This window comes from Microbacterium sp. (assembly GCF_052102115.1).
Taxonomy (GTDB): Bacteria; Actinomycetota; Actinomycetes; order Actinomycetales; family Microbacteriaceae; genus Microbacterium.
Window position 1 is genome coordinate 1 of the sequence record NZ_JBQDVP010000022.1, and the last position, 26415, is coordinate 26415.

At 68.2% G+C, this 26415-nt stretch carries 28 protein-coding genes; 8 read left to right on the forward strand and 20 right to left on the reverse strand.

The genetic code is table 11. The features are described from left to right. From ACTICP_RS08650 to aztB, 3 genes are all read right to left on the reverse strand, one after another. A partial coding sequence (locus ACTICP_RS08650) for a metal ABC transporter solute-binding protein, Zn/Mn family (protein WP_441891420.1) occupies positions 1-471 on the reverse strand: 471 nt, incomplete at its 3' end. 32 nt (positions 472-503) lie between these two features. Beyond that, complete coding sequence (locus ACTICP_RS08655; protein ID WP_441891422.1) at positions 504-1727, reverse strand: hypothetical protein; 1224 nt, start codon at positions 1725-1727, stop codon at positions 504-506. Next, complete coding sequence (aztB, locus tag ACTICP_RS08660) at positions 1724-2581, reverse strand: zinc ABC transporter permease AztB (RefSeq protein WP_441891424.1); 858 nt, start codon at positions 2579-2581, stop codon at positions 1724-1726. Before aztB ends, ACTICP_RS08655 begins: the two co-directional genes overlap by 4 nt. A 54-nt stretch (positions 2582-2635) precedes the next feature. Here aztB and aztA point away from each other — a divergent pair, with 54 nt between their 5' ends. Beyond that, positions 2636-3295 (forward strand): zinc ABC transporter ATP-binding protein AztA, encoded by a 660-nt coding sequence (gene aztA / locus ACTICP_RS08665; RefSeq protein ID WP_441891425.1) that lies wholly within the window; start codon positions 2636-2638, stop codon positions 3293-3295. 9 nt (positions 3296-3304) lie between these two features. Here the strand turns inward: aztA and ACTICP_RS08670 are convergent, their stop codons facing one another. The 3 genes from ACTICP_RS08670 to ACTICP_RS08680 form a co-directional block, all read right to left on the reverse strand. Continuing rightward, the gene (locus ACTICP_RS08670) at positions 3305-4171 is read right to left on the reverse strand and encodes a DNA-methyltransferase (protein WP_441891427.1); all 867 of its coding nucleotides are present in this window, start codon (positions 4169-4171) and stop codon (positions 3305-3307) included. Beyond that, a complete protein-coding gene (locus tag ACTICP_RS08675) occupies positions 4168-5217 on the reverse strand; it encodes a lipoate--protein ligase family protein (RefSeq protein WP_441891429.1) in 1050 nt (349 codons plus the stop codon). Before ACTICP_RS08675 ends, ACTICP_RS08670 begins: the two co-directional genes overlap by 4 nt. Positions 5218-5459: 242 nt before the next feature. Further along, positions 5460-6314, reverse strand: coding sequence for an alpha/beta fold hydrolase (locus ACTICP_RS08680; RefSeq protein ID WP_441891431.1), 855 nt, complete (start codon positions 6312-6314; stop codon positions 5460-5462). A gap of 100 nt (positions 6315-6414) precedes the next feature. Between ACTICP_RS08680 and ACTICP_RS08685 the strand changes: the two genes are divergently transcribed. The 3 genes from ACTICP_RS08685 (at position 6415) to ACTICP_RS08695 (ending at position 9697) form a co-directional block, all read left to right on the forward strand. After that, complete coding sequence (locus ACTICP_RS08685) at positions 6415-6855, forward strand: MarR family winged helix-turn-helix transcriptional regulator (protein ID WP_441891433.1); 441 nt, start codon at positions 6415-6417, stop codon at positions 6853-6855. A gap of 5 nt (positions 6856-6860) precedes the next feature. Then, complete coding sequence (locus ACTICP_RS08690) at positions 6861-8195, forward strand: MFS transporter (RefSeq protein ID WP_441891500.1); 1335 nt, start codon at positions 6861-6863, stop codon at positions 8193-8195. 167 nt (positions 8196-8362) lie between these two features. Beyond that, entirely contained in the window at positions 8363-9697 is a 1335-nt protein-coding gene (locus tag ACTICP_RS08695) for an MFS transporter (RefSeq protein WP_441891435.1), read from the forward strand. Positions 9698-9813: 116 nt separating this feature from the next. On the opposite strand, the gene rocD is transcribed toward ACTICP_RS08695, so the two are convergent. The 7 genes from rocD to ACTICP_RS08730 form a co-directional block, all read right to left on the reverse strand. Continuing rightward, complete coding sequence (gene rocD, locus ACTICP_RS08700) at positions 9814-11004, reverse strand: ornithine--oxo-acid transaminase (RefSeq protein WP_441891437.1); 1191 nt, start codon at positions 11002-11004, stop codon at positions 9814-9816. Beyond that, positions 11001-11894: a dimethylargininase gene (gene ddaH / locus ACTICP_RS08705; protein ID WP_441891439.1), complete on the reverse strand. Its 894-nt coding sequence runs from the start codon at positions 11892-11894 to the stop codon at positions 11001-11003. Before ddaH ends, rocD begins: the two co-directional genes overlap by 4 nt. A gap of 245 nt (positions 11895-12139) precedes the next feature. Then, entirely contained in the window at positions 12140-13135 is a 996-nt protein-coding gene (locus ACTICP_RS08710) for an NAD(P)-dependent alcohol dehydrogenase (protein WP_441891441.1), read from the reverse strand. A 1-nt stretch (position 13136) separates the two neighbouring features. Further along, positions 13137-13352, reverse strand: a complete 216-nt coding sequence (locus ACTICP_RS08715) for a helix-turn-helix transcriptional regulator (RefSeq protein ID WP_366210712.1) — start codon at positions 13350-13352, stop codon at positions 13137-13139. After that, complete coding sequence (locus ACTICP_RS08720; RefSeq protein ID WP_441891443.1) at positions 13352-13786, reverse strand: hypothetical protein; 435 nt, start codon at positions 13784-13786, stop codon at positions 13352-13354. Before ACTICP_RS08720 ends, ACTICP_RS08715 begins: the two co-directional genes overlap by 1 nt. 192 nt (positions 13787-13978) lie before the next feature. Continuing rightward, on the reverse strand, positions 13979-17611 hold the full coding sequence (locus ACTICP_RS08725) for a proline dehydrogenase family protein (RefSeq protein ID WP_441891445.1): 3633 nt from the start codon (positions 17609-17611) through the stop codon (positions 13979-13981). 88 nt (positions 17612-17699) lie between these two features. Further along, entirely contained in the window at positions 17700-18260 is a 561-nt protein-coding gene (locus ACTICP_RS08730; protein ID WP_441891502.1) for an acyl-CoA thioesterase, read from the reverse strand. Between the two features lie 130 nt (positions 18261-18390). Here ACTICP_RS08730 and ACTICP_RS08735 point away from each other — a divergent pair, with 130 nt between their 5' ends. After that, positions 18391-18900: a GNAT family N-acetyltransferase gene (locus tag ACTICP_RS08735; protein ID WP_441891447.1), complete on the forward strand. Its 510-nt coding sequence runs from the start codon at positions 18391-18393 to the stop codon at positions 18898-18900. 85 nt (positions 18901-18985) lie between these two features. On the opposite strand, the gene ACTICP_RS08740 is transcribed toward ACTICP_RS08735, so the two are convergent. The 4 genes from ACTICP_RS08740 to ACTICP_RS08755 all read right to left on the reverse strand — a co-directional run bounded on the left by ACTICP_RS08740 (position 18986) and on the right by ACTICP_RS08755 (position 23203). Beyond that, positions 18986-19855, reverse strand: a complete 870-nt coding sequence (locus ACTICP_RS08740; RefSeq protein ID WP_441891449.1) for an alpha/beta fold hydrolase — start codon at positions 19853-19855, stop codon at positions 18986-18988. Further along, positions 19855-21219 carry a cytochrome b/b6 domain-containing protein gene (locus ACTICP_RS08745; protein WP_441891451.1) on the reverse strand — a complete coding sequence of 455 codons (1365 nt, stop codon included), beginning with the start codon at positions 21217-21219 and terminating at the stop codon, positions 19855-19857. The genes ACTICP_RS08740 and ACTICP_RS08745 overlap by 1 nt, the downstream gene beginning before the upstream one ends. A gap of 233 nt (positions 21220-21452) precedes the next feature. Next, a complete protein-coding gene (locus ACTICP_RS08750) occupies positions 21453-22427 on the reverse strand; it encodes an electron transfer flavoprotein subunit alpha/FixB family protein (protein WP_441891453.1) in 975 nt (324 codons plus the stop codon). Beyond that, a complete protein-coding gene (locus ACTICP_RS08755) occupies positions 22427-23203 on the reverse strand; it encodes an electron transfer flavoprotein subunit beta/FixA family protein (RefSeq protein ID WP_441891455.1) in 777 nt (258 codons plus the stop codon). Before ACTICP_RS08755 ends, ACTICP_RS08750 begins: the two co-directional genes overlap by 1 nt. A gap of 155 nt (positions 23204-23358) precedes the next feature. On the opposite strand from ACTICP_RS08755, the gene ACTICP_RS08760 reads away from it, so the two are divergent. Genes ACTICP_RS08760 through ACTICP_RS08770 form a run of 3 tightly spaced genes read left to right on the forward strand, consistent with a single transcriptional unit; the run spans position 23359 to position 24821 of the window. Then, complete coding sequence (locus ACTICP_RS08760; RefSeq protein ID WP_441891457.1) at positions 23359-23895, forward strand: MarR family winged helix-turn-helix transcriptional regulator; 537 nt, start codon at positions 23359-23361, stop codon at positions 23893-23895. Between the two features lie 13 nt (positions 23896-23908). Then, complete coding sequence (locus tag ACTICP_RS08765; RefSeq protein WP_441891504.1) at positions 23909-24367, forward strand: SRPBCC family protein; 459 nt, start codon at positions 23909-23911, stop codon at positions 24365-24367. A 10-nt stretch (positions 24368-24377) separates the two neighbouring features. Further along, positions 24378-24821 (forward strand): YdeI/OmpD-associated family protein, encoded by a 444-nt coding sequence (locus ACTICP_RS08770; protein WP_441891459.1) that lies wholly within the window; start codon positions 24378-24380, stop codon positions 24819-24821. A 4-nt stretch (positions 24822-24825) separates the two neighbouring features. Here the strand turns inward: ACTICP_RS08770 and ACTICP_RS08775 are convergent, their stop codons facing one another. Genes ACTICP_RS08775 through ACTICP_RS08785 form a run of 3 tightly spaced genes read right to left on the reverse strand, consistent with a single transcriptional unit; the run spans position 24826 to position 26301 of the window. Next, the gene (locus tag ACTICP_RS08775; protein WP_441891461.1) at positions 24826-25212 is read right to left on the reverse strand and encodes a type II toxin-antitoxin system VapC family toxin; all 387 of its coding nucleotides are present in this window, start codon (positions 25210-25212) and stop codon (positions 24826-24828) included. Continuing rightward, a complete protein-coding gene (locus ACTICP_RS08780; RefSeq protein WP_441891463.1) occupies positions 25209-25478 on the reverse strand; it encodes a type II toxin-antitoxin system VapB family antitoxin in 270 nt (89 codons plus the stop codon). The genes ACTICP_RS08775 and ACTICP_RS08780 overlap by 4 nt, the downstream gene beginning before the upstream one ends. A gap of 46 nt (positions 25479-25524) precedes the next feature. Beyond that, a complete protein-coding gene (locus ACTICP_RS08785; RefSeq protein ID WP_441891465.1) occupies positions 25525-26301 on the reverse strand; it encodes an enoyl-CoA hydratase-related protein in 777 nt (258 codons plus the stop codon). Positions 26302-26415: the final 114 nt, after the last annotated feature.

Here is a 26415-nt window from a genome sequence, read left to right on the forward strand (position 1 = left end):
TCCGGCGAGCTCTGCGATCAGCGGCGCGATCGCGTCGACGACGAGCACCATCTGCCCGGGGTCGGTCCAGAAGTGCGGGTCGGGACCTGCGCCCTCGGAGTACTCGAGCACATCGACGTGGACTCCCGCCTTTACGACGGGAACGCCGTCGTCGGACGCGGCCTCGACGTGCTGGGTCAGACCCTCCTCGAGCCCCAACCCGTTCGCGACGATGAGATCGGCGTCGCGCATCCCCGCTGCCTGTTGAGCGGAGAGCTCGAACGAGTGCGGATCGGCGCCAGGTGCCATCAGCGTGACCACCTCGAGTCGGTCTCCGGCAATCTCTTCGACGACGTCACCGAGGATGTTCGTGGTCACGTAGATGCTGGGCCGATCGTCGGCCGGCGACGAGCATCCGGCAAGCGCACCGGCGGCGGCGAAGACAGCGAGCAGGGCGGCGGCGGCGCGCCTCATCGTTCGGTATCTGCTCATCGTCCGGTCCCGGCTCATCGTCCGGTCCCGGCTCATCGTCCAGTCCCAGCAAGGTGCAGCGGTTCGGCGTTTTCGAACGTGCGCGAGAGCCGTGCGCCGTCCGCCGGGTCGATCTCCCACATCGTCTGCTCAGCGGGCCCGTTCAGGTAGGCGCGCTGCTGGTCGACCACGAAGGTCACGCCGGCTGCGAGGTCAGGGTCGGCGAGGGATGCTGCGACGAGCGGCTCGGTCCGAGCGGTGACCTCGCCGTCCGAGAACACGAGCACGGCGCCGTCGGCGGTGAGCGCGAGAACCCGTGAGGCGTCGTCGTCGACGGCGGCGACCCGCACGATCTCCTCCCCCACGTCGTGGAGCGTCCATGTCCGCTCCCGCGTATCCAGCATCCAGAACTCTGTGCCTCCAACCGCCGCGTCACCGGCGAGTGCGGCGACGGTCGGGCGGCTCTTGCGGGCGGCGAACGACGCGGCCTGCGCTGCAGCCTCCGATTCGGCATCCGTCGGGTAGGCGATGCGCTCCCATTCGCCGGCGTCCCCGCCGACGGCGAGCGCAGCACCGTCGGCGCAGCCGACGACGGTGCCGACCACGGTGGTGATGGTGCCGGCGGCCGCAGCGCAGGGGATGGACTCCCCCGCCGTGCCGTCCTCCGCGAACACCCGGAGTGCCTGCACGGCGCCCGATCCATCCGGCTCGGTGATGGCAGCGCCCTGTTTCAGCGGGACGACGAGCCCGTCGTGCGCATCGACGGGCACACGGAAGCTCTCCACGATCTCTCCCTCGGCGAGGGCGGCCGTGTCGATCAGGACGGCTTCGCCGCCGAACAGCAGCCCGACGCCGACCTCTCCGGGGACGACGGCGGCACTGCCGGGGCCGGTGATCTCGCCGACAACCTTCGCGGGTGCCTCGTAGTAGTGGAAGTGATCGATGTGACTCCAGGTCCAGACGCCGCTGTCGATCACGGTGACAGACCCTTCCCGAATGCCGAACAGGTATCTGCCGTCAGAGACGAGGTCGTCGATCGGTTCGACCTCGGCGAGGATCGACGGTTCCTCGTCGAGCAGATCCAGGTGGTGCGCCACGCCTGCGGCGTCAACGGTCGCCAGGTGCAGGGCGGGTTCGGCGAGTTCGTGCGCTCCCTCGATCTCGCCGTGACCGTCGCCGGTCTCGGAGCTCGGCGACCCTGCGCTCACGGGAGCCGGGGAACAGGCGGTGAGGGCGAGAAGCAGGATGCCGCAGGCAGCGGCGAAGCGGAGTCTCATGAGGTCCTTTCGGCAGGGACGCGAATGCGCCCCGGCGAGGTCGGGGACAGGAGGCGGCGAGCGAGGGCCGAGACGACAGCGGACAGGATCGCGACGAACGCGATCGTGGCACCGGCGGCGGTCCCTGCGTGCCAGGAGATGAACAGACCGAGCGCGACGGCGACGGTGCCGATCAGCCCGGCGAGCGCCATCGCGGTCGGGATGCGGGTCGTCCAGCGCCCGGCCGCGACAGCAGGGCCGAGCAGCATCCCCACCACGAGCAGCGACCCGACCGCCTGGTACGCGGCGACGACCGCGAGGGTGATCAGGCCGACCAGGAGCACGTGGGCGACGCGCGGGCGGAGGCCGAGCAGCTGCGCCTGCCGGGGGTCGACGGTGATCGCGACGAAGGAGCGGTGGCCGCCGGCTGCCACGACGAGGGCGATGACGGCGACGACCGCCAGCATGATGATGTCGGCTGCGGACGCCGCGAGAATGTCGCCGAACAGGATGGCGGTGGCGTCGGTCGCGAAGCTTCGTGATGCGGAGATGATGATGACGCCGAGGGCGAGGCTGGCAACGAACAGCAGCCCGATGCTGGTGTCTGCGGAGAGGCGCCCGCGGCGTTGCAGCATCCCGATGCCGACCGACATGGCTGCCGCACTGACCGCGGCGCCGAAGATCGGCGCAACGCCGAGGAGGGTCGCGACGGCGATTCCCGGCAGCATCCCGTGTGCCATCGCCTCGCCGAGGAAGGCCATCCCGCGCAGCACGACCCAGGTGCCGACGACGCCGCAGATGACGGCGACGAGGGCGCCGGTGAGGAGGGCGCGCTGCACGAACGAGACAGTGAAGGGATCCAGCAGGAATGACACAATCAGCGACTGTAGCAGTTATTGAGATTGATTATCATTTGCAATACTAGAGTGATGCTTTCTCCTTCCGCTGCTCTGCCGACCATGCGCGTGCTCTCCTTGCGGGGCATCGGCGTGACGCGTGACGGGCATCCGGCGCTCGATGGCGTCAACGCTCAGGTGCAGGCCGGACAGCTGCTGCTCGTCGTCGGCCCGAACGGATCGGGCAAGTCGACGTTGCTCTCGGTGGCGGCCGGACTCCTCCCCGCCGATAGCGGCGTCGTCGAGATGGGGCCGCACACGCGCATCGCCCTCCTGCCGCAGTCCACAGCACTCGCGCCGCACCTGCCTCTGACCGTCACCGACGTCGTCGCGATGGGTACGTGGGCGCGCCTCGGAGCATGGCGCCCGTCCCGCAGGGCAGACCGCGACGCCGTCACCGAAGCCATCGCGGCCGTCGAACTCACCGATCTCGCCCGACGCCCGATCGGCACGCTCTCCGGAGGGCAGCGTCAGCGCGCCCTCCTGGCGCAGGTGCTCGTGCAACGGGCGGACCTCGTGTTGCTCGACGAGCCGATGTCCGGGCTCGACGCACGCTCGCGGGCGATCATCGCCGCGTCAGTCACACGCCTCACGGACGCGGGCACCGCCGTGATCGCCGTCACGCACGACGCTTCCGAGTTCACCTCGATCGACGACGTGCTCGAGCTGCACGACGGTCGGGTGCGCAACTGAGGCGCGGGTTCAGGTCGCTGCCGTCGACACCTCGGCGTGCGGCATCCGCTGCTGCATGATGCGGATCGCTTCGGGATTGTCGTCGACGAGCACGGCATCACGCCCGAGGGCGGATGCGACGGCTCCGGTCGTGCCGGACCCGGCGAACAGGTCGAGCACCCGGTCGCCGGGACGGCTGGAGGCCTGCACGATCCGGCGGAGGACTCCCTCGGGCTTCTGCGTCGGATAGCCGGTCTTCTCCCGTCCGGTGGTCGGAACGATCGTGTGCCACCACACGTCGGTGGGCAGCTTGCCGCGAGCGGCCTTCTCGGCGGTGACGAGCCCGGGCGCCATGTAGGGCTCGCGGTCGATGTCGTCGGCGTTGAACACGTGCGCGCCGGGAGTCTTCACGTACACGAGGATCGTGTCGTGCTTGGTCGGCCAGCGGCTGCGCGACTTCGCGCCGTAGTCGTAGGCCCAGATGAGCTCGTTGAGGAACGAGTCACGGCCGAAGACCGCGTCGAGCATCACCTTGGCGTAGTGCGCTTCGCGGTAGTCGAGGTGCAGATACAGCGTGCCGTCGTCGGCGAGCAGGCGCCATGCTTCTTCCAGCCGCGGCATGAGGAACTCGCCGTAGTCGTCGAACCGGTCGTCATAGGTGCGCAGCATGCCCCGCACCCGCTCGTACTCGTGCCCGTGGAACCCGTGCCGGATCTCACCCGCCGGCACGTCTTCGCCCGAAGTGCGACGCGCGGTGACCACCTGTCGCTCCTGCGCGCGGCCGGTGTTGAACGGCGGGTCCAGGTACACGAGCGTGAAGGATGCCGACGGCAGAGTCTGCGCGACGGCGAGGTTGTCGCCCTGGATGATGGCGACCGCGCCCCGGTCAGTGCTCAAGGAACACGCTGCAGCCAGGCGTCGACCCCGAACTTCGATTCGACGAGCGCCTCGGCGTCGGCGTACTCGTCGGGCGTGATCGTGCCGTCCTCGGCATCCGTCAGTGCACGGAACGTGGCCTTGAAGCTCTCGATGATCTCGGCGCGGCTGAGCCCGGTCTGCGTGCGCAGCGGGTCGACGCGCTTGGCCGCTGAGGCCGTGCCCTTGTCGCTGAGCTTCTCCTTGCCGATGCGCAGCACCTCGGTCATCACCTGACCGTCGATGTCGTACGAGATCGTCGCGTGGTGCAGCACGCCGCCGTTGGCGAGGCGCTTCTGCGCGGCTCCGCCGATCTTGCCGGTCGGGCTCGCGATATCGTTGAGCGGCTGGTAGGTCGCATCGACGCCGACCGAACGCAGGGCCTGCAGCACCCAGTCATCGAGGAACGCGTACGAGTCGGCGAACGTGAGGCCCTGCACGAGGGATGCTGGCACGTACAGCGAGTACGTGATGATCTGCCCTGCGGCCATGAGCATCGCCCCTCCGCCGGAGATGCGACGGACCACATCGAAGCCGTGCTTCGCCGCCCCCTCGGGGTCGACCTCGTTGCGGTACGACTGGAACGAGCCGATGACGACGGCAGACTCCTCCCACTCCCAGATCCGCAGCGTCGGGCGACGGCGGCCCTCGCCGACGCGAGAGGTCAGCACTTCGTCGAGCGCAAGGTTCAGCCGCGGCGAGACAGCCTTCTCGTGCACGATCTCCCAGTCGAAATCGCGCCAGCCGGGTGCCGTGACCAGTGCGCGGCGCACCGCGGTGCCGACCGACTCGGGATTGAAGCCGAGCAGTTGCGCTCCGGCGGGAAGGGCCGCGCGCACCGCGTCGGCGATCACCGTGGCATCCGACTCCGCCGGCAATCCGTTGACGGCCGCGTTGATGTCTTCGAGCGCCGAGTCCGGCTCGAGGAAGAAGTCGCCGGCGAGACGGAAGTCCGTCAGTCTGCCGTCTGCGACCTCGACATCGACGACGACGAGCTTTCCACCGGGAACCTTGTACTCACCATGCACGAGTCCAGCTTAAGCCGCTGGGAGCGAGAACGCTTCGACTCGTCGCTGCGCTCCGCGCTCACCGCGTTTCGTCTCGCTCCGCTCGCTCAACGACCCGCAGGGGGCTCCGGACCATCGACGCCCCGCAGGGGCTCCGAACCATCGACGCCCCAGACACATGCGGGTCGTTGAGCGGAGGGGCGCAGCCCCGCAGACGAAACGGGCTGAGCGAGCGCAGCGAGCCGAAGCCGGCTCAGCGCCCCTCACTCCACCGGAACGTGCTTGTCGAGCCAGGCGAGCAGGTCGGCGCGGACCTCCTGCTGCTGCAGCTCGTTGAAGATCTCGTGCCGGGCGTCGGGGTAGACGAGGGTGGTGACATCGGTGAGCCCCGATCGCGTGCGGTACGCGTCGGCGAGCTTGTGCACGCTGTGCGGCCCGCCGACCGGGTCATCGCCGCCGACCAGCAGCAGCATCGGGATGTCGTGACCGAGGTTCTTCGCCGGCCGCCCGTAGAGCTTCAGCGCCTCGATCGGACCGAACAGCTTCAGCAGCGGCACGTTCGTGGTGAGCGGGTCGTCGTCGAACTCCTTCCAGACCGTCTTGTCACGGCTGAGCCACTCGTAGCCGGTCGCATCTTTGCCCTCCCAGCGGGCGTTCAACGGCGCAGCGTTCAGGTCGCGCACCGTGAGCAGGGCGGAACCGGTCAGCACCACGGCATCCCACGCCTCGGGATGCTCGTTCACCAGCTTCTGCGCCAGGAACGACCCCCACGAGTGCCCGAGCAGGACCAGCGGAAGATCCGGATGCTCGTCGCGGATGATGCCCGTCAGCTGCCACACCGCCGCCGTGGCTGCGCGCAGCCCGCCCTTACCGAGACGGCCGAGCTTCGCCGGCCCCGTGTGCTGGTGGATGCCGGTGCGTCCGTGTCCACGATGATCGTCGGCGTACACGATGAAGCCGGCAGCCGTGAGCTCGGCGATCAGCGCGACGTAGCGGCCAGCGTGCTCCCCGACTCCGTGCAGCAGCTGCACGACACCGCGCGGCGCCCCCTCCGCAGCATGAACGTCGTAGACGATCACGACGCCGTGCGCGTCGGTGAACTCACGGGTCTGGGGCATGCGACGAGTCTAGGGTCACCGCGCGCCCCGTGTCAGAGGTGCTGTGTGCAGCATCCGTTCCGAGCCCGCAGTCAGAAAACTTAGTTAGACTACCTAAGTAATGACGGAACCTGACGATCTTCTCCACGCCACCGCGACCGACCTGCGTCTGTCCACCTTCCGCCTCGCCCGACGTCTCCGTCGCGAGCGCGCGAGCGACAACCTCAGCGATGCGCACTTCGCGGTGCTGGCGAACCTGCGGTCGCAGGGACGGCTCGCCATCGGCGAGCTGGCCCAGCGTGAGCGGGTGAGCGCCCCCACGATGTCCGCGGCGGTGGACGCGCTCGCCGAAGCTGGTCTGGTCATCCGCGTACCCTCCGAAGACGACCGGCGTCGCGTGTATATCGAGATCACGGATGCCGGCACCGACATCGTCAGCGCGACCGTGCATAAGCGCGACGCCGCCCTGGCGGATGCCATCGCCGAGCTCGATTTCAGTGCGAAGGAGCTGCGCACCCTCCGGGAAGCGGCGGCCCTGATGCGGAAGGTGGCCGAGCGATGACCGCGATGTTCCGCTCGTTCTCGACGTTCAACTACCGGATCTGGTTCCTCGGCGCGCTCGTCTCCAACATCGGCGGCTGGATGCAGGCGACCGCCCAGGACTGGGTCGTGCTCACCGAGCTGACGAACAACGACGCCGCGGCCATGGGCTTCACGATGGCGCTGCAGTTCGGGCCTCCCCTGGTCCTCGTCAGCGTCACCGGCTGGGTGGCCGACCGGTTCGACAGGCGCAAGATCCTGCTGCTGACGCAGTCGGTGCTGATGCTGCTGGCCCTGGCGGTCGCCGCGTTGCTGCTCACGGGTGTGATGACCCTGCCGCTGATGTTCGGGTTCGCCCTCGTGTTCGGCATCACGAACGCGTTCGACGCGCCGGCGCGTCAGGCGTTCGTCTCCGACATGGTGACGCTGGAGGATGCTTCCAACGCCGTCGCCCTGAACTCGGCTTCCTTCAATATGGCCCGTCTGATCGGCCCCGCCGTCGGGGGCCTGCTGATCGTCGCGGTCGGCACCGGATGGGTGTTCGTCGTGAACGCCGCGACCTTCCTCGCCATGCTCATCGCCCTGCTCCTGATCCGCCGCGGCGAGCTGCTGCCGCGCGTCAAGAGCCGGGGGCGCACCGGCCTCGCCGAGGGGTTCCGCTACGTCTGGGCGCGGAGCGATCTCAAGGTCGTGTTCGTGATGGTGTTCCTCATCGGGGCGTTCGGCATGAACTTCCCGATCTTCGCCTCGACGATGGCGCTCGAGTTCGGGCGCGAGGCCGACGGGTACGGCATCCTGAGCTCGGTATTGGCGATCGGATCGCTCGCTGGTGCGCTGCTCGCGGCGCGGCGCGACCGCGCCCGCGTGCGCGTCCTGATCGTCGCGGCGGGTCTGTTCGGAGCGGCATCCATCGTCTCGGCAGCCATGCCGACTTACTGGACCTACGCCATCGTGCTGGTCTTCGTCGGCTTCTCGACCGTCACCATGCTGACCACCGCCAACGGCTATGTGCAGACCACGACCGACCCGCTGTTGCGAGGGCGCGTCCTCGCCCTCTACATGGCCGTCGTGATGGGCTCGACGCCGGTCGGCGCCCCCATCGCGGGGTGGGTCACGGATGTCGCCGGCCCCCGAGCCGCGATCGTCCTCGGCGGCGTCGCGGGCCTGCTCGCCATGGCGATCGGGCTGGCGTGGATCATCGGATCCGGTCGGCTGCGGCGCGCGGAGAATTCCCGCTTCCGGCTCACGCTCGACGAGACCAGGCCGATCAGTATCCCCCGGGTGGACCCGGTCGAGTTCAGCGACGAAGTGGCCGCGGCGACCACCCCTATCCGCACGGAACGCACCGAACGCACCGACTGACACGGCCGCCGCGCAAATGCGGGGCTGTGCCACCACCCCATGGTGAGGCCAGGTACATGTGTGGGAAGCACATGTACCCCGCACGCCAGCTGAACCTAGCCTGGTCCTCGTTGTGTCCGCCGACGCTTGCGCCGCATGCGGACTCCCCCGCCCCACGAAGGAGTGCCATGGCCACCGCGCCCACCGACGACATCGACAGATCCGGACTCGACTCCCGTGGCCAACGCCGACGGGCGGTGATCGGCAGCTCCGTCGGGACGATCATCGAGTGGTACGACTTCACGTTGTACGGGCTCGCGTCGGCGCTGGTGTTCGCCCCGCTGTTCTTCCCGGGCGCCGGTGACCTGGCCGGACTTCTCGGGGCCTTCGCAGGCTTCGCGGTGGGATTCGGTGCCCGTCCGATCGGCGGCCTCATCTTCGCGCATTTCGGCGACCGGATCGGCCGGAAGACCACGCTGCTGGTGACCCTGCTGATGATGGGGCTGGCGACGACGCTGATCGGCCTGCTCCCCACCGGCGAGGTCATCGGTGTCTGGGCACCGATCCTGCTCATCGTGCTGCGATTGTTCCAGGGCGCCGGTGCAGGAGCTGAGTTCGCCGGGGCGATGACGATGGCGAGCGAGTCGGCTCCGAACCGGAACCGGGCGTTCATCGCGGGCTTCCCCGGGTCCGCGGTGTATGTCGGAATGGCGCTGGCCACGGTCGCCTTCGCGCTGATCAGCCTGTTGCCGAAGGACCAGTTCCAGGCCTGGGGCTGGCGACTCCCCTTCGTCGCCAGCATCGTCATCGTCGCGTTCGCGCTGTACTTCCGACTGCGAGTGAAGGAGACGGCCGCGTTCGAAGCAGCCGAGCGACACGGCGAAGTCACCTCGGCGCCGCTGGTCGAAGCGGTTCGCAGCCACTGGCGTGTGCTTCTCGCTGGGATGGCACTGTTCGTCTTCGCACTGCCCTGGGTCTACGTCGTCCAGACGTTCTCGCTGTCCTACACCACCGGTACGTTGTCGGTGAATCCGACGCATGCCCTCATCGGTCTTGTCGTCGCCGAGCTGCTGACGATCCCGGTCACTCTGCTCTGCGGTCGCCTCGCCGACCGCATCGGCCGCAAACCCGTGCTCATGACCGCCGCGATTTTCGGCGTGGTGTTCGCGTTCCCGATGTTCTGGCTGTTCAACACCGAGAACTCCTGGCTGGTCGGTCTGTCGCTGATCCTCGGGCTCGCCGTGATTCAGGGCGGGACGATCGGCGTCAGCGCCGCGATGTTGGCCGAGCTGTTCCCGACCCGAATGCGGTGGAGCGGCATCGCGATCTCACGCGAGATACCGGCAGCGCTCGTCGGAGGCACCGCCCCACTGGTCGCCACGGCCCTGGTCGCCCTGACGGGCGGAACCCCTTGGCTCGTGGCGGGCTACCTGGTGGCTCTCAGCCTCATCGGCATCATCGGCATTCGTAGCTTGCCGGAGACATTGACAGCGGGCACGGAGGCAGGAGACCTGCAGAAGTGACCTGAGCGGATGCTGCGCCAGGATCGAGCTCAACCCGCTTCGTCTCGCTGCGCTCGCTCAACGCCCGTACGCTGGTACTGCGGGGCGTTGAGCGAGGCGCCCGAGCCGAAACCGCCTCAGCCCGCCAGCACCAGGCGCAGTTGCTCGAGCGCCCAGTCGATCTCGGTGGCCCGGATCACCAGCGGCGGCGCGATGCGGATCGTCTGGCCGTGGGTGTCCTTGACGAGAACGCCGCGCTCCATGAGCTTCTCGCTGATCTCGCGCCCGGTTCCCCGTGCAGGGTCGATGTCGACGCCGGCCCAGAGTCCCGCGACCCGGATGCCGGTGACACCGTTTCCGACCAGCTTCTCGAGCCCCTGCTGCAGGTGTGCACCGAGCTGACGGGCACGTTCCTGGAACTCACCGGTCTCGAGCATCTCGACCACGCGCAGGCCCACGGCGGTAGCCAGCGGGTTGCCACCGAAGGTCGAACCGTGCTCGCCCGGGCGGATGACACCGAGCACATCACGGTTGCCGACGACGGCGGATACGGGCAGGATGCCGCCGCCGAGCGCCTTGCCCAGCAGGTAGAGGTCGGGCACGACGTTCTCACGGTCGCACGCGAAGGTCTCGCCGACTCGGCCGAGCCCGGCCTGGATCTCGTCGGCGATGAAGAGCACGTTCTTCTCGTCGCAGATCTCGCGGATCCGCGTGAGGTATCCCTCGGGCGGGATGATGACGCCGGCCTCGCCCTGGATGGGTTCGATGAGCACGGCGGCGGTCTCGTCCGTGATGGCGGCGGCGACGGCATCCGCATCTCCGTACGGAACCGCGTCGAAACCGGGCGTGAACGGGCCGAACCCGCTGCGGGCGGTGTCGTCGTCGCTGAAGCTGACGATGGTCGTCGTGCGACCGTGGAAGTTTCCTGCGGCCACGACGATTCGCGCCGTGCCCTCGGCGATCCCCTTGACGCGGTAGCCCCACGCGCGGGCGACCTTGATGCCGGTCTCGACGGCTTCGGCGCCGGTGTTCATCGGCAGGACGAGGTCCTTGCCGCACAACCGGGCGACAGCGGCGGCGAACGGCTCGAGGCGATCGTTCATGAACGCGCGGCTGGTGAGTGTCACTCGCCCGAGCTGCTCGGTCGCGGCCTCGACGAGGGACGGATGCCGGTGGCCGAAGTTGACGGCCGAGTACGCGGCGAGCAGGTCGAGATAGCGCTTGCCCTCGGTGTCGGTGACCCAGACGCCCTCGGCGGAGGCGACCGTCACCGGCAGGGGGCTGTAGTTCTCGGCGACGTGAGGCTCGAGGCTCGTCGTTCCGGTCATGCGGTCGCCTCCGTGCGCGCACCGCGCAGTTCGAGGGTGCAGCACTTGATGCCGCCGCCACCGAGGAGCAGCTCGGACAGGTCGACGGTAATGGGGTTGTATCCGCGCTCGCGCAGCTGCTTCTCGAACCCGGTGGCCCGCGGCGAGATGATGACGTTGTATCCGTCGCTGGCGGAGTTCAACCCGAACACGGCTCCGTCTGCATCGGCGACGAGAATGGCGTCCGGGTAGCGCTCCTCGAGGATGGCGCGGCTGGCGTCGTCGAAGGCCCCCGGCAGGTAGGCGATGTTGGCCTTCTCCGGGCCACCGTTCGCCACGCCCTCGACCGGATCGAGCACGGAGATGGCCGTGTCGAGGTGGTAGAAGCGCGGGTCGACGAGGTTCAGCGAGACGACCTCGCGGCCGAACACTTCACCGACCTCACGGTGGCTGTCGCCGGTGGAGCGGAAGCCGGTGCCGGCGAGGATCGTATCGCCGACGAGCAGAAAGTCGCCCTCGCCCTCATTGACCTCTTCGGGCTCGACGGTGTCGAAGCCGTTCGCCCGGAACCAGTCGGCGAACGCGGGCGCTTCACCGGCCCGCTCAGTGAACCGGAACTTCGGCACGTACGCGCGACCGTCGATGAGGAAACCGCCGTTGGCGGTGTAGACCATGTCGGGGTAGCCGGCGAGCGGCTCGATGAGTTCGACCTCGTGGCCGAGCTCAAGGTACAGGTCGTGCAGCTTCTGCCACTGGGCGATGGCGTTGGCCGTGTCGGTGGGCTTGGCCGGTTCCATCCACGGATTGATCTTGTAGCTGACCGTGAAGTGCGACGGCTTGCACATCAAGTACCGACGATGCTGCGCGGTGCGGACGGGCGTGGGAACGGTGACGGTTTCTGGCGTCGACATCTTGCTCCTCGAAGAGATGCGGCGGACGCTGTCCAGGGGCCCGTCGGAAGTTCGACCCGCTCGTCCCTTCGACAGGCGAAGGAGCCGAGGGCGAGGAAGATGCGACACAGGCACGCCGGTTTTATTCTGGCATCCAGTCCTGAGCATTCGCCAGCGACACCCCTCCGAGACTGCATTGCGCGGACGAGAGGCACGTGATTCCACGCGGTCTCGTCCGCGCAATGCAGTCTCGCGGGCCGATGCGGTCACTCCCGCCCACGCACCACGACCTTGCCGACGGCGTGGCCGGATTCGAGCCGCGCGAGGCCGTCCACGCCGGCTACCCAGAGCAGAGTCTGCTCGATCACGGGCGCGATCCTCCCCTCGGTCGCGAGCGCGACGAGCTGCTCGTTGACGTCGCGCTTCGTGACGGCGGCGACCATCCGGATGCTGCGGCGAGAGCCGATCGACAGGAACAGCGCCCCCAGCATCCGCGGGATCGGGCCGAGCACGTGCCCGCCGTCGCCGCCGACCATAGCGACGGCACCGGTCGGCGTCAGCAGGCGCCTGAGCTGCGCCAGTGGGCGGGAGCCAGCGATCTCGATGATCGCGTCGAAGGATGCGGGCAGCGTGGCGAGATCGGTGGTGCGGTAGTCGAACGTGCGCGTGGCGCCGAGCGACTCGACGAGCTCGCGGTTGGGCTCACCGCAGGTCGCCCACACTTCAGCACCCCGAAGGGCTGCCAGTTGCACGGCGAAGGTGCCCACTCCCCCGGATGCGCCGATGATGAGCACCCGCTGACCGGCACTCACGGCCGCCGCATCGAGCGCCTGCACGGCGGTGCCGCCCGCGATCGGTAGGGTCGCCGCGACCTCGGGTGCGAGCGCTTCGGGGCGGGTGACGAGCCGGTCGACACGGGCGACGGCGAAGGGGGCGAGGCCGCCGCCGTCCAGCTCCGCGAGGACCTCATCGCCGATCAGGTCGACATCGACATCCTCGCCGACCGCGACGATCGTGCCGGCGACATCGTTGCCGCGGATCGGCTGCTTCGGTCGGCGCAACCCGAAGGCGAGCCGCATCAGCAGCGGATCGCCCAGCATGAGCCGCACGTCAGCGGCGTTGAGCGCCGTGGCGCGGATGTGCAGCAGCACCTCACCGCGTCCGGGCTGCGGGGTGGGCACCGTCTCCTTCCTGGTGCCGCTGGCGGTGCCGTACTCGTCGTTCAACCAGGCGGGCATGGTCTTCGTGATCGTGGCGTTCATCTCAGTCCTCCGGATATTGGAAGAGGTCGTCGATGCCGACCTCGAAAGCACGGGCGATCTGGAAGGCGAGTTCGAGCGTGGGCGAGTATTTTCCCTGCTCGATGGCGATCAGCGTCTGTCGCGTCACGCCGATGCGCCCGGCGAGATCGGCCTGGGTGATCCCGGCCTCCTCGCGGCGAGAGCGGATGCTGTTGGTGACGAGAGTGGGCTTGACCATCAGACGAGCCCTCGCCGGTAGGCGACGATGCGGGCGATGCCACCGATGAAGGTCGAGATCGCGAATCCGAGGAACATGGCGTTCGCGATCCAGAAGACGTCGGCTCCGACCGCACACAGGACGATCACGCCGATCCCGGCGATCGTGAGCAGCGAGTGCTCGACGCGCCCGCCCATCCGGTCGATGTCGCGATCGCGGATGTCGGAGGTGGTCACGCCCTTCACATCCCGCAGGCCGACGGTGATTCCCCAGAGGATGCCGATGACGATGGCTCCGACGATGCTGATTCCGGTCGCCCACAGCATGATCGGGAACCAGTCGACGTCCGTGAGCGGCCCGTTACCCGCCTGCTGCATGATGACGATGATGTAGCCGGGGATGAGCACGGCCGTAGCGATCAGCGTCGCCCAAACCGTGCGTTCTGCGTAGACCATAACGACCTCCGATGTAAAAGATTCTTGACACCTTGAAGGTACTGCGGTTGCAGTACGCTTGTCAAGAATCTTTTACATCAGCCCGCCCGCGAAACCTGCGAGACTGCACTGCGCGGATGAGACGCACGGGATTCCGCGCGAGTTCATCCGCGGAATGCAGTCTCGGCGAGGCAGGGGCGCCCCAGGGCCACGTCAGATGACGGCGGCGCTCCAGTCGTCGGGGTTTCCGAAGCGGTGCGCGGTGATGCTGATCGCCTGCTCGTGCACGAACGGCAGCAGCTCGATGCGCCCGGTAGAGGTGACCTCCCCGTCGTAGATGGCGAGGTCGGGGTCTCCCCCAGTCGCCTCGGCGAGCGCGCGGTGCAGGGCCGCGACGGCATCCCGTGTCCCCACCAGGCGCACGCGCGAGGCGCGCGCCTGGGCTTCCGCCTCGTCATGCCCGGCCGGACGCGACATCCGCTCGACCCAGTCCGCATCGCTTTCGACCGCGACCGGCACGCGCAGCTCGGAGAGCGTCCGGCGCACCTCGGCCGGCAGGCCCACCGGCGTCGAGAGGAAGAACGTCGAGCCGGTGCGGATGCCGGCGACGACGATGCGCAGCAGCTCGTGCCAGCCCGCATCCCCCGCGGCACGGATCATCACCGGCAGCGGTCGATACCGGAAGAGGTTGCGTTCGACTCCGAGCTGCGACACGTCGCGCACCTGCCCGAACTCGCGGTCCCACGCGATGGCATCCGACAGGGCGGCGCGGCGCAGCCACTCGAAGCTCTCGAAGTCGAGCGACGGCTGAGCCGCCTCGATGAGCGCCGTGATGCGCGAGTCGAGCCCGCGCAGGTGCAGGGTGCTGGAAGCCGGTCCGCCGCTGCGCGCCCGCCAGCTGCCCAAGCCGATCAGGTAGTTCGGTCCGCCCGCCTTCGTCCCCGGCCCCACCGACGAGCGCTTCCATCCGCCGAAGGGCTGGCGCTGCACGATGGCGCCGGTGATGCCGCGGTTCACGTAGAGGTTGCCGGCCTGCACGGCGCCGAGCCACGTCTCCAGGTCTTCCGGATCCTGCGTGTGCAGGCCGGCGGTGAGACCGTAGGCGACGGCGTTCTGCATCTCGATCGCCCGGTCGAGGTTCGGGGCGTGCATGATGCCGAGCACCGGTCCGAAGAACTCTTCGAGGTGGAAGCGCGACCCCGGCTCCACGCCGACGCGCACGCCCGGGTGCCACAGGCGCCCCGACTCGTCGTCGGCGACCGGCGCCGGCTTGATCAGCCACTGCTCGTCATCCTCGAGCTCGGAGAGCGCCCAGGCGAGCTTGCCCTGCGGTTTCTCGATGACGGGCCCGACCTCGTTCAGGGCGTCGGTCGGCCACCCGACGTGCAGGGAGCGGACGGCATCCACCAGCTGGCGCGCGAAGCGTTTGGAGCGCCCGACCGGGCCGACGAGGATCACGAGCGACGCGGCCGAGCACTTCTGGCCGGCGTGACCGAACGCGCTCTTGACGAGGTCGGCGACGGCGAGGTCGAGATCGGCGGACGGGGCGACGACGATCGCGTTCTTCCCACTCGTCTCGGCGAGCAGCGGCAAGTCCGGGCGCCAGGAGCGGAACAGCGCAGCGGTATCCCAGGACCCGGTGAGGATGACCCGGTCCACGGCCTCGTGCGCGATGAGACGCTGGCCGAGCTCCCCCTCTTCGATGTCGACGAGCGCGAGCACGTCGCGCGGGATGCCGGCCTCCCACAGCGCCTCGGCGATCACGGCGGCGCAGCGCCGTGCCTGCGGCGCGGGCTTGAAGACGACGCCGGACCCTGCGGCGAGCGCAGCGAGCATGCCGCCGGCCGGGATCGCCAGGGGGAAGTTCCAGGGGGGCGCGACCACCGTGAGCCGCGCGGGCTCGAACGCGGCGCCGGCCACGGCATCCAGTTCGCGGGCTTTCGCCCCGTAGAAGCGGGCGAAGTCGACGGCCTCGCTGACCTCGATATCCGCCTCGGCGAGCACCTTGCCGGTCTCGGAGGCGGCGACCTCGATCAGTTCCGCCCGACGCGATTCGAGGGCGGCGGCGGCGCGCAGCAGCGCCTCGGCCCGCTCCGACGCGGGGCGCGCACCCCAGGACGGGGCGCCCGTGAGCACCCGCCCGATCGTCTCCTCGAGAAGCGCGCCGTCGTCGATGCGTGCCGCTCGAAGCGTGTTGTCGCCCGCGGTCGACGAGGCGATTCGCGATCGGATGCCGCGGGCCCACTCCCGGTTCGCCGGCAGAGCCGGGTCGCTGTCGGCAGTGTTGTGGAAACCGGGGGCACCGGACGATTCAGCGTCGACTTCGCGCCGCGAGTACACCGCGGTCTCGACGAACGCCTCGCCGCTGGAGCCACGGGCGATGCCGAGCACGGCCTGGGTGAGTTCCCCCTCGTCCGCGGGGGCCGGCGCCGTCGAGCGCAGCGACTCATGCACCGGGGACTGACGATTCTGCGCGCGGAACGGCACCGATCGCAGCGTGGGCGCGTGGGAGCGGTCGAGGGCTGTCAGGAAGCGGTCGCGCTCGCGCGTGAACAGGCTCTCGTCGTCGTGCAGGTGGAAGGCCGCGGAGAGGAAGTTGTCCTGCTCAGCGCTCTCATCCAGCCGCCTGACCAGATAACTGATGGCGACGTCGAACTCCGCAGGGCTCACGACCGGCACGTACAGCAGCACCTGCCCGACCTCGCGCGAGACGGCCGCGACCTGGCCCTGGGCCATGCCGAGCAGCATCTCGAAGTCGATCTCGCCGCGGACGCCGCGTTCACCGGCCAGCAGCCAGGCGTAGGCGATCCCGAACAAGTTGTGACCGGCGATCCCGACATGGACAGCGGCGGTGTTCTCCGGTCGCAGCGCCTCGTCGAGGATGCGCAGGTAGTTCGCATCGGTGTCGAGTTTGGTCTCGTAGGTGGCCGTCGGCCAGCCGTGGATGACGGCATCCACCCGTTCCATCGGCAGGTTGGCTCCCTTGACGAGCCGCACCTTGATCGCCGCTCCGCCGTGCTCGGCGCGCGTCTTCGCCCAGGCGGTCAGCTCGCGCATGGCGCCGTGTGCATCGGGCAGGTAGGCCTGCAGGACGATGCCGGCTTCGAGCAGCAGCAGGCGCGGGTCTTCGAGGATGCGGGTGAAGACCGCGATCGTGAGGTCGAGGTCGCGGTATTCCTCCATGTCGAGGTTGATGAAGGTGCCGGTTCTGGCCGCGGTGATGTACAGCGGGATCAGGCGCTCGACGACCGCGTCGACGATTTCGTCGAACGCCCACATCGACAGGTGGCTCATCACCGACGAGACTTTCACCGACACGTAGTCGACGTCGTCGCGGCGGATGAGGTCATGGATGCCGTCGAGTCGGCGCCTGGCCTCATCTTCACCGAGCACGGCTTCGCCCAGCAGGTTCAGGTTCAGCCGCGCGCCGGAGGAGCGGATCTTCTCGATCGCCGCGCCGAGCTTCGCGGGGCGCGCGTCGATGACGAGGTGTCCGACCATCTCGCGCAGCACGCGGCGAGCGATCGGCACCACGGGCGCGGGCAGCACCGGCGCGACGGCTCCGCCGATCCGCACAGCACCGCGCAGGTACCAGGGCAGGAACTCGGGCACGATCGGGGCGATCCGCTGCAGTTGGGATGCTGCGGCGGACAAGCTCTCGGGCCGCATGACGCCGTCGACGAATCCGAGGGTGAAGGGGAGCCCGTTCTCATCCTGCAGAACATCGGCCAGCCGGGCCGCCGCCGGGTCGACCTCAGCCTCGGATGCTTCGATGATCCATCGCTGCGCGAGTTCGACGGCACGATCGGCGAGCGGAACGGCTTTCGGATCGGACGACTCTGACATGAGATCAGCCTAGGTTCGCCGACCCCGCTTGCGGCGGTGACACTCTACGCCGTCGCTGCGTTCCCCCACGGCATCCGGGCGCTTGCGGTCACTGCCAGATGCTGGGAGCTTCGGCTCGCGTCGGCGGGAGCGCCGAGGAGGCCGCCCAGTCCGCGACCCACTGATCGATCTCAGGGATGCCCTCAGGACGCCCGACGGCCGCGAACAGCTCTTCGTGGGACAGCGTTCCGCCGGAACGCTTGAGCATGCGGCTGCGGATGATCGCTCGTGCATAGACCTCACCGTCGACGACCGCGCGGTGCTCGAGGTAGATCGCCTTGTCGTCGTGGCCGATCAGACGCGACTCGACGTCGAAGCGCTGCCAGGGTTCGAGGGACTTGCGGAAAGTGATGGTCTCGGCGACCACGACGCCGTACCAGCCGTGGGTCTTCATCGCCTCGGCCATGCCGGTGCGGGTGAGCAGATCCCAGCGTCCCAGGTCGAACAGCGACAGGTAGCGGCCGTTGTTCATATGCCGGAGCACGTCGAGGTCGGTCGGCAGGGTCGTCAGGCGGATGCGGCAGATCTCGGTCGGGGCGAGGCGCCCTTCACGGCGGAGTCGACGGCGCGCGCGCCACATCACGAGCAGGGTTCGCCAGATCACATTCACGAGTTCCGATCGTAGCCACCGGCGCACGATCTGCGCAGACGATTGTAGGAAGGTCACAGCCGCGACCGTCGATCTCTGGTTGTCCATCCCTCGATTTCCCGTTCTCGAAGGGCGCGCGTAGAGTCGCGGCATGAGCGCCGAAGCCCAGCCTGAAGTCATCGTCCGTCCGGTTCGCGATGTGGATGCGGAGGCGCTCGGCCGCGTGCACGCCCAGTGCTGGCACGAGACCTACGACCACCTGGTCAGCAAGGCGGCGCTCGAACGGGTCTCTCCCCGGCGCATGGCGGAACTGTGGACGCACTGGGCCTCGCAGGGCGACGACTTCACGATGCGCGCGGCGCTCGTCGACGGCGAGATCGTCGGATTCGTCGGCTCCGGTCCTGCTCGTGACAGGGATGCTCCGGCCTTCCGCGAGTTGTACTTCATCTACCTGCTGCACGAGTGGCACTCCACCGGCCTTGGCCAGAAGCTCTTCGATGCCGCCGTCGTGGAGGACGAGCCGCTGTACCTGTGGGTCGCCGAGGACAACCCCCGCGCGCACCGCTTCTACGCGCGCAACGGGTTCACGCTCGACGGCGCGACACACACCGAGCCGTTCCTCGGCGAGACGCTCACCGAAGTCCGGTTCGTGCGCTCCTGAGGTCTGGCGGTCGTTGAGCGAAGGCGGCGAAGCCGCCGAAGATGAAACGGGCTGAGCGAGCGTCAGCGAGTCGAAGTCTCTCCCGTCAGCCTCGCCGCGACGTCGCTTCGATGAACTGCAGCAGTTCCGACGTGAACACGTCGTTGTCGTCGCCCGCGATCATGTGTCCGGCCGAGCCCACCTCGACGGACTGCGCGTGCGGGATGAGCTCCCGCATCTCTTGGAGCCCCTCGTCGCTGACGATGTCGGAGTGCCCACCGCGGACAAGCAGCGTCGGAACGGCGATCCGCTGCGCCGCCGCACTGGCGCGCTCGTAGCGGATCTCGAGCTCGGGCTCCGTGCCGCGCTCCAGGAAGCGCGGGTCCCAGTGCCAGTGCCAGCGGCCGTCGTCGCGCTGCACGAGGTTCTTTCGCAGGCCGTCCACGGAGGTCGGGCGCGGACGATGCGGGTTGTAGGCCGCGATGGCGTCGGATGCCTCTTCGAGACTCACGAAGCCGTTCGGCGCGCTCCGCATGAAGGCCTGGATCTTGCTGGAGCCTTCAGGTTCGATGCGCGCGACGATGTCGACGAGCACGAGCGCCCGGGCAAGTGGGCCGCGCTCCCCTTCGGCGATGAGCGAGGTCATCCCACCCATGGAAGCGCCGACGAGCACCGGCGCCTCGCCGATCTCGTCGATGATCGCGATGACGTCGTCGACCAGTGCTGACACGGAGTAGTTACCGTCCGGAGAGCGGCCGCTCTCCCCGTGTCCGCGCGCATCGAATGCCCAGGCGGACCAGCCGGCCTCGGCCAGCCACTGCCCCGTGCGGCGCCAGGAATGACGGCGCTGACCGCCGCCGTGGAGCAGCAGCACCGCACCCTGGGCGTCGGTCGCTGCCGACCAGTGGTCGCCGACGAGCTCAACGCCGCCGCTGTCCACGCGGACTTCGCGTGGGGATACGACAGCAGAACCCATCAGCGGCTGCTGACCGTTCCGAACAGCTTCGCGATCGGTGCGAGCACGAGGGGTCGGGCGGCGACCCAGGCGGCGGCGATGACGGCGAGGGATGCCACGAGGAACCAGAATCCGGTCCAGTTGTCGGCGTAGGCGTTCGGATCGACCGAGCCCTGCGCGGCGTACATGTGGTTGAGGTTGCGCAGTGCTCCGGTGGAGAGCACGAGGAAGACGTGGATCGCGATGAATACGACGAAGTAGAGCATGACCGGGAAGTGCAGCATGCGTGCCCATTCGATGGGATAGGCCTTGCTGAGTTTCTCGGCTTTCTGGGGCCACATGCCGCTCATCCGGAATCCGGTGACCGCGGCGAGTGGGGCGGCGATGAAGATTGTCAGGAAGTAGGTGAGCTGCTGGATGGAGTTGTAGTTGACCCAGCCGTTCTCGGTGGGCCAGTCCAGTGAGATGTATTGCAGGACGGCGGAGATCGCGTTGGGGAAGACTTCCCAGCTGGTGGGGATGACCCGCATCCATTGGCCGGTGACGAACAGCAGCACGATGAAGACGACGCCGTTGATCAGCCAGAGGATGTCGAGGGACTGGTGGAACCAGATCGTGAGGCTGACCTTGCCCTTCGCGTTTCCGCGGGGGGTCCAGAACGCGGTCGGCCGTTTCTCGTTTCGGATGCGGAGGCCCGAGCGGATGATCAGTACCATCAGGAACACGTTGAGGAAGTGCTGCCAGCCCAGCCAGCCCGGGAATCCGACCGGGGCGCCGTCGGGCAGGTGGTACTCGCCCGGGTAGGTCGTGAGGAAGTTCTGCAGCGGTTCCAGGCTCAGCAGCCACCGGACGAACAGCACGGCCATTGCCGCAGCTCCCAGCAGCGCAATTCCGCCGACGATCACAGCGCCGGCCCACTGGCCCTTGGTGAACGGGCCGATGCGCGCCGGTTCCGGTGCGGGCTTCGGGTGGTTGAAGGCGTTCTTGCCGGGGAAGACGGTCTGCGGGAACGACAACGGCGTGCTCACGTCGGCGGTCGCGACGGCGGTGGATGCTTCGGGGGCGGGCACGGACACCGCGACCTCGTCGGCGACGACGGCGGGCTCGGATGCCGCGGCAGGTCCGGCTGCGACGAGTGCAGTCGTGCCGGCCGGCGGCCAGGGGTCGCCACCGGGCGTGCGCGGGAGGCCGCGACGGAGGGCTTCGCCTGTAGTGGATGCCGTCGCCGCTGTTGTGGCTTCGACTCGCTCCGCTCGCTCAACCCGTTTCGTCTCGCCTTCGGCTCGCTCAACGACCGGGGGCGTCTCCGCCGCCGGTGCAGCCGCGGCCGCGGCGGCGACAGCATCCGCCGGGGGCCACGCTTCACCCCCCGGAGTGCGTGGCAACCCACGCCGTAATGTCACACTGCCAGCAGGTTCCGCGTGCGGGTCGTTGAGCGGAGGCTGCGCAGCGGCCGGAGACGAAACGGGCTGAGCGACGGAGGAGTCGAAGCCTTCAGGGGAACCCGTTTCGACTCGCTCTGCTCCCTCAACGACCGACGGAGCGTCACCGGCCGGGGGCCAGGGGTCTCCGCCGGCCACGCGCGGCAGGCCGCGCCTGAGCATCCGCGTCGCCATGGCTACTTCTTCCGTGCTTCGAGGGCCTCGACGACCTGCGGGACGATGGTGAACAGGTCACCGACGATGCCGAAGTCAGCGACGTCGAAGATCGGGGCGTCGCCATCCTTGTTGATCGCGACGATGTTCTTCGCCGTCTGCATGCCCGCGCGGTGCTGGATCGCACCCGAGATGCCGACAGCCACGTACAGCTGCGGAGACACTGAGACGCCGGTCTGACCGACCTGATGCGCATACGGAACGTAGCCGGCATCCACCGCGGCACGCGACGCGCCGATCGCGGCACCGAGTGCGTCGGCGAGCTGCTCGACGAGCACGAACTGTTCCTTCGAGCCGAGCCCGCGGCCACCCGAGACGACCTTCGCGGCCCCGCGGAGTTCCGGACGGGACGACTCGACCTCGACGACCTCGACAGGGCCCGCCTTCGCCGCAGCCGCACCGGATGCTGTCACCTCCAACGCCTCCACAGCCGGTGAGGCGACCGCTTTAGCGCGATCATCCACCGCGCCCTGACGGACCGTGATGACCGGAGCACCGAACGTCGGCGCAGAATCCGTGAGGAACGCCCCGCCGTAAACGGAGTGGTGCGCGACGATGCCTTCGTCATCACGGGAGACGCCGGTCGCATCCACCGACAGGGCCAGCTTCTCGCGGACCGCGAGGCGCCCGGCGACATCGCGCCCGGTGATCGAGTTCGAGATCAGCACAGCATCCGGCTGCACCTTCTGATACGCGGCCTGGACCGCGTCGACCAGCGGGACCGTGAGAACTTCAGCGTCAGCATCCGCCGTCAGAACGACCGATGCACCGGCGGCAGCCGCGGCATCCATCGCGCTCTGTGAGCCCCCGGGGACGAGCGCGACCGGCGATCCGATCAGCGACGCGGCACCGATCAGCGCCGCGGTCGAACTGGCGGCATCGCCCGCGGGCGTGACGTCGACGAGGACGAGGACGGAATCTGCGGGGTAGCTCATCATCACACCAGCCTGTTCTGCACGAGGTACTCGACCAGCTGCGCGCCGGCGTCACCCTCATCGGTGATCTTCACACCTGACGCGCGCGGGGGCTTCTCGGACACGGTCGTCATGATCGTGCGAGGAGCGGCGGCCGGATCAGCCGAGACGCCGAGGTCATCGAGAGAGAGCACCTCGAGCGGCTTCTTCTTCGCCGCCATGATGCCCTTGAAGTTCGGGAACCGAGCGTCCGGCAGCGCCTCGGTGATCGAGATGACCGCCGGGAACGACACCGACACCGACTGACTGCCATCATCAGCCGCACGCGTACCCGAAACCCCGTCAGCAGTGATCTCCACCGCATTCAAAGCCGTCGCCTGCGCGAAACCGAGATGCTCAGCGAGCATCGCCGGAATCATGCCACCCGAACCATCCGTCGAAAGGTTTCCGGTGATCACCAGATCGGGCTCGGCGCGGCGAATCGCGGCGGCGAGCGCCTCAGCCGTCAAGCCCAGATCGGCGCCCGCGAGCTGCTCATCGACGATATGCACAGCCGATGCCGCACCGATCGCGAGCGAGCGACGAATCGAAGCCGTCGAAGACTCCGGAGCCATCGCGAGAGCGACCACCTCAGTGCCATCGTTCTTGTCGGCGTAAGACAACGCGACCTCAAGAGCACGCTCAGTGATCTCATCCAGAACCACATCACCGGCCGCACGATCAGCCAGCCCGGTCTCCAGATTCAGCTTGCGATCCCCATAGGTGTCAGGCACCTCTTTGACAAGGACGAAGATCTTCATCGAATGCTCCTCACGACAGGGCTGAGTCTAGTGGGAAGGAGAAGTATGTAGCCAATCGGTAAGTCTTCACGGGTCGTTCACCCGCCGCGACCGTCGCAGTGTATACACAGAGTGGCGTACAGTGCCGGTCACGCGCGCCCGATACCGTAGAGCTCGTGGCTCCATCCCGTCCGCTCCCGATCGATCCGCTCGCCGAGGCGAAGCGGCAGTGGGTCGCGCACGGGTGGACGGATGCCGCTGACGGCATGACCGCCGTCATCTCGGTGATGCGCGCACAGCAGCTCCTTCTGGCACGCGTGGACGCGGCGCTGAAGCCGTTTGCGCTCTCCTTTGCCCGATTCGAAGTGCTGCGCCTGCTCGCGTTCAGCAGGGAAGAGCGCCTGCCGTTGTCGAGTGTGGTCGCGCGCCTGCAAGTGCATGCGACCACGGTGACGAGTACCGCCGAGCGGCTCATCCGCGACGGATTGATCGTCCGCGAACCGCACCCCCACGATGGTCGCGCCGCCATGCTCGCCCTCACCGAGCGCGGTCGCGCACTGGTCGAGCGCGCGACGGACGCCCTCAATGCGGAGGTGTTCGCCGAGCCCGGGCTGAGTGAAGAGGACACCACCGATCTCGTTGCGATCGTCGCGCGTCTGCGTCGGGATGCCGGTGACTTCACCGATCCGCGTCCGCAGCCGGATCCGCTCTGATGGTGCCGCGGTGATGTCGGCGTTCACGCTCGAACGCGTGATCCGCGCGGCGCCAGCCGCGGTGTTCACAGCATCCCTCGATCCCGCGCTCCACGTCGAGACGATGGCACGCTATGGCGAAACGATGGTCGACGGCCCCGAGGGCGGCACTTTCACCGAGGGTTCGACCGTCACCTGGCGAGCGCGCCACTTCGGCATCCCGTTCCGCCTGACCTCGGTGGTGTTCGACATCGAAGCTCCGCACCGGTTCTGCGACCGGCAGACTAAGGGCCCGTTCGACGCCTTCCGTCACGAGCACGTGTTCCGCGAGCATCCGGATGGCACGCTCATGCGCGACACCATCACGTTCCGTTCACCGTTCGGGCCGATCGGCGCACTCGTGGACCGACTCTTCATGCGCGCGTACCTGCGCCGGCTGATCGATGAACGCAACCGGATACTGGCCATTTCGGTCGAACGGCGATCGGCGTAATCTGACCCGCATGACCGAACTGCAGCTGAGCACGACCCTCGAAAGTCACGGTCCTGCGGCCGCGATCATCCTCTCCGACGAGCAGGTCGCCGAACTCGGCGCCGGCAAGACGTTTCCGGTCGTCGTGGATTTCGGCGACCGCAGCATCCAACTGCGCCTGGCCCGCATGGGCGATATGAACATGATCGGTTTCAGCAAGGTGTCGCGTGCCGAAGCGGGCGTCGAGATCGGCGAGCGGATCGACGTGAGGATCCGGGTCGACACGGATGAACGCGTCATCGAAATCCCGCTGGCCCTAGCGGAGGCGCTGGATGCCGACCCTGCTGTTCGCGCCGCGTTCGAGAACCTCGCGCCATCGAAGCGCAAGGAGATGGCCCGTCAGGTCGCAGAAGCCAAGCAGGAAGAGACTCGGCAGCGGCGACTGGAGAAGGTTCTCGACGCGCTGCGCGGGTGAGGCATCAGAGCGCGGAACGAACGTCGGTCTCTCCGAAGTCGTCGCCGACGAACAGCAACGGCTCGCCGGTGGTGACGGCGAGCGCGTATGCGAAGCAGTCCCCATAATTGAGTCGTGCGGGGTGTCCGCCACCTCTGCCGTAGCGGCGGTAGGCGTCGCGCGCGATTCGCGCGTGCTCAGCCGAGACGGGCACGATGGCGATCTCTGCCAGGGCCATCAGCTCCTCGAACTCGCGCTGCGTCTCCAGCGAGCGATTGTCCACGACGATCCCGGCTTCCACCCAGTTCGCTGCAGAGATCCGGCACGCGTCGTCGGCGAGCGCTTCGCCACACTCGCGAGCCTCCGGCTCGCCCTGGATGACGGCCAACAGCGCGGAACTGTCGACGATCATCGCGGCAGACCGGTCTTCTCGTCGTAGAGCTCTTCCACCTTCGTGATCCCACGAGAGATCGGGCGCTCTTCGCGGCGAAACCGCGCGCCCATCTCCAGCATCCGCTCGATTCGTGCGTCACGGTCAGCCTGCCGAGGATCGTGCCCGCGCTCGCGAAGCAATGCCTCCAGGGCCTGCTCGATCGCACTCGTCTGAGAGCCACCCGTCACGCGCGCAGCTTCGCGCGCCAGACTGTGCACCCTCTCGTTCTTGATATTCAGCCCCATGGAACCATGGTACCTGCGAGCAAATCTACCGTCTACCTTGCGTGGTCTATCGGTTCGTGAAGTTCGGCGTCCGCTTCTCGCGGAAGGCTGCCATGCCTTCCTTCTGGTCCGCGGTGTCGAAAAGCTCCGCGAACGCCTGCTTCTCGTGCGCGAGCCCTTCGGCGAGGGTGGTCTCCATCGCGGCATCCAGCGCGGCCTTTGCCGCGTACAGACTCGGCAGGCTCTTCGAAGCGATCCCCTCGGCGAGCTTCGTCGTCTCGTCGAGCAGATCGGATGCCGGCACCACCCGCGAGACGAGCCCCGCACGCTCCGCGTCCTCGGCGCCCATCATCCGTCCGGAGAGGACGAGCTCGGCAGCCTTGTAATACCCGATCGCGCGGATGAGACGCTGTGTGCCGCCCATGCCGGGGATCACGCCGAGGTTGATCTCGGGCTGCCCGAACTTCGCCGTGTCGGCGGCCAGGATGATGTCGCACATCATCGCCAGCTCGCATCCGCCACCGAGGGCGAAGCCGGAGACGGCCGCGATCACCGGGGTCTTCACCGCGGCGAAATCGTTCCAGGCGCCGAAGTGATCGGTGGCGAGCATGTCGGATGCCGCCATCCCCTCCATCTCCTTGATGTCGGCGCCCGCAGCGAATGCCTTCTCAGATCCCGTGACGACGATCGCACCGATGCCGTCGTCCGCATCGAAGGCGACTGCGGCGGCGGTGACGTCTGCGGCAACCTGCCCGTTCAGTGCGTTCAGCGCCTGCGGGCGGTTCAGGGTGATCCAGCCGACGCGTCCGCGCTGCTCGACCAGGATCGTCTCGTACTCGGTCATCTGCGACTCCTCACGTTTGGGGTCCAGTCTGCCCTGTGTCGGTGGCGCTCGGCTTCGACTCGCTGCGCTCGCTCAACCCGTTTCGTCTTCGGCGCTCCGCGCCTTCGCTCAACG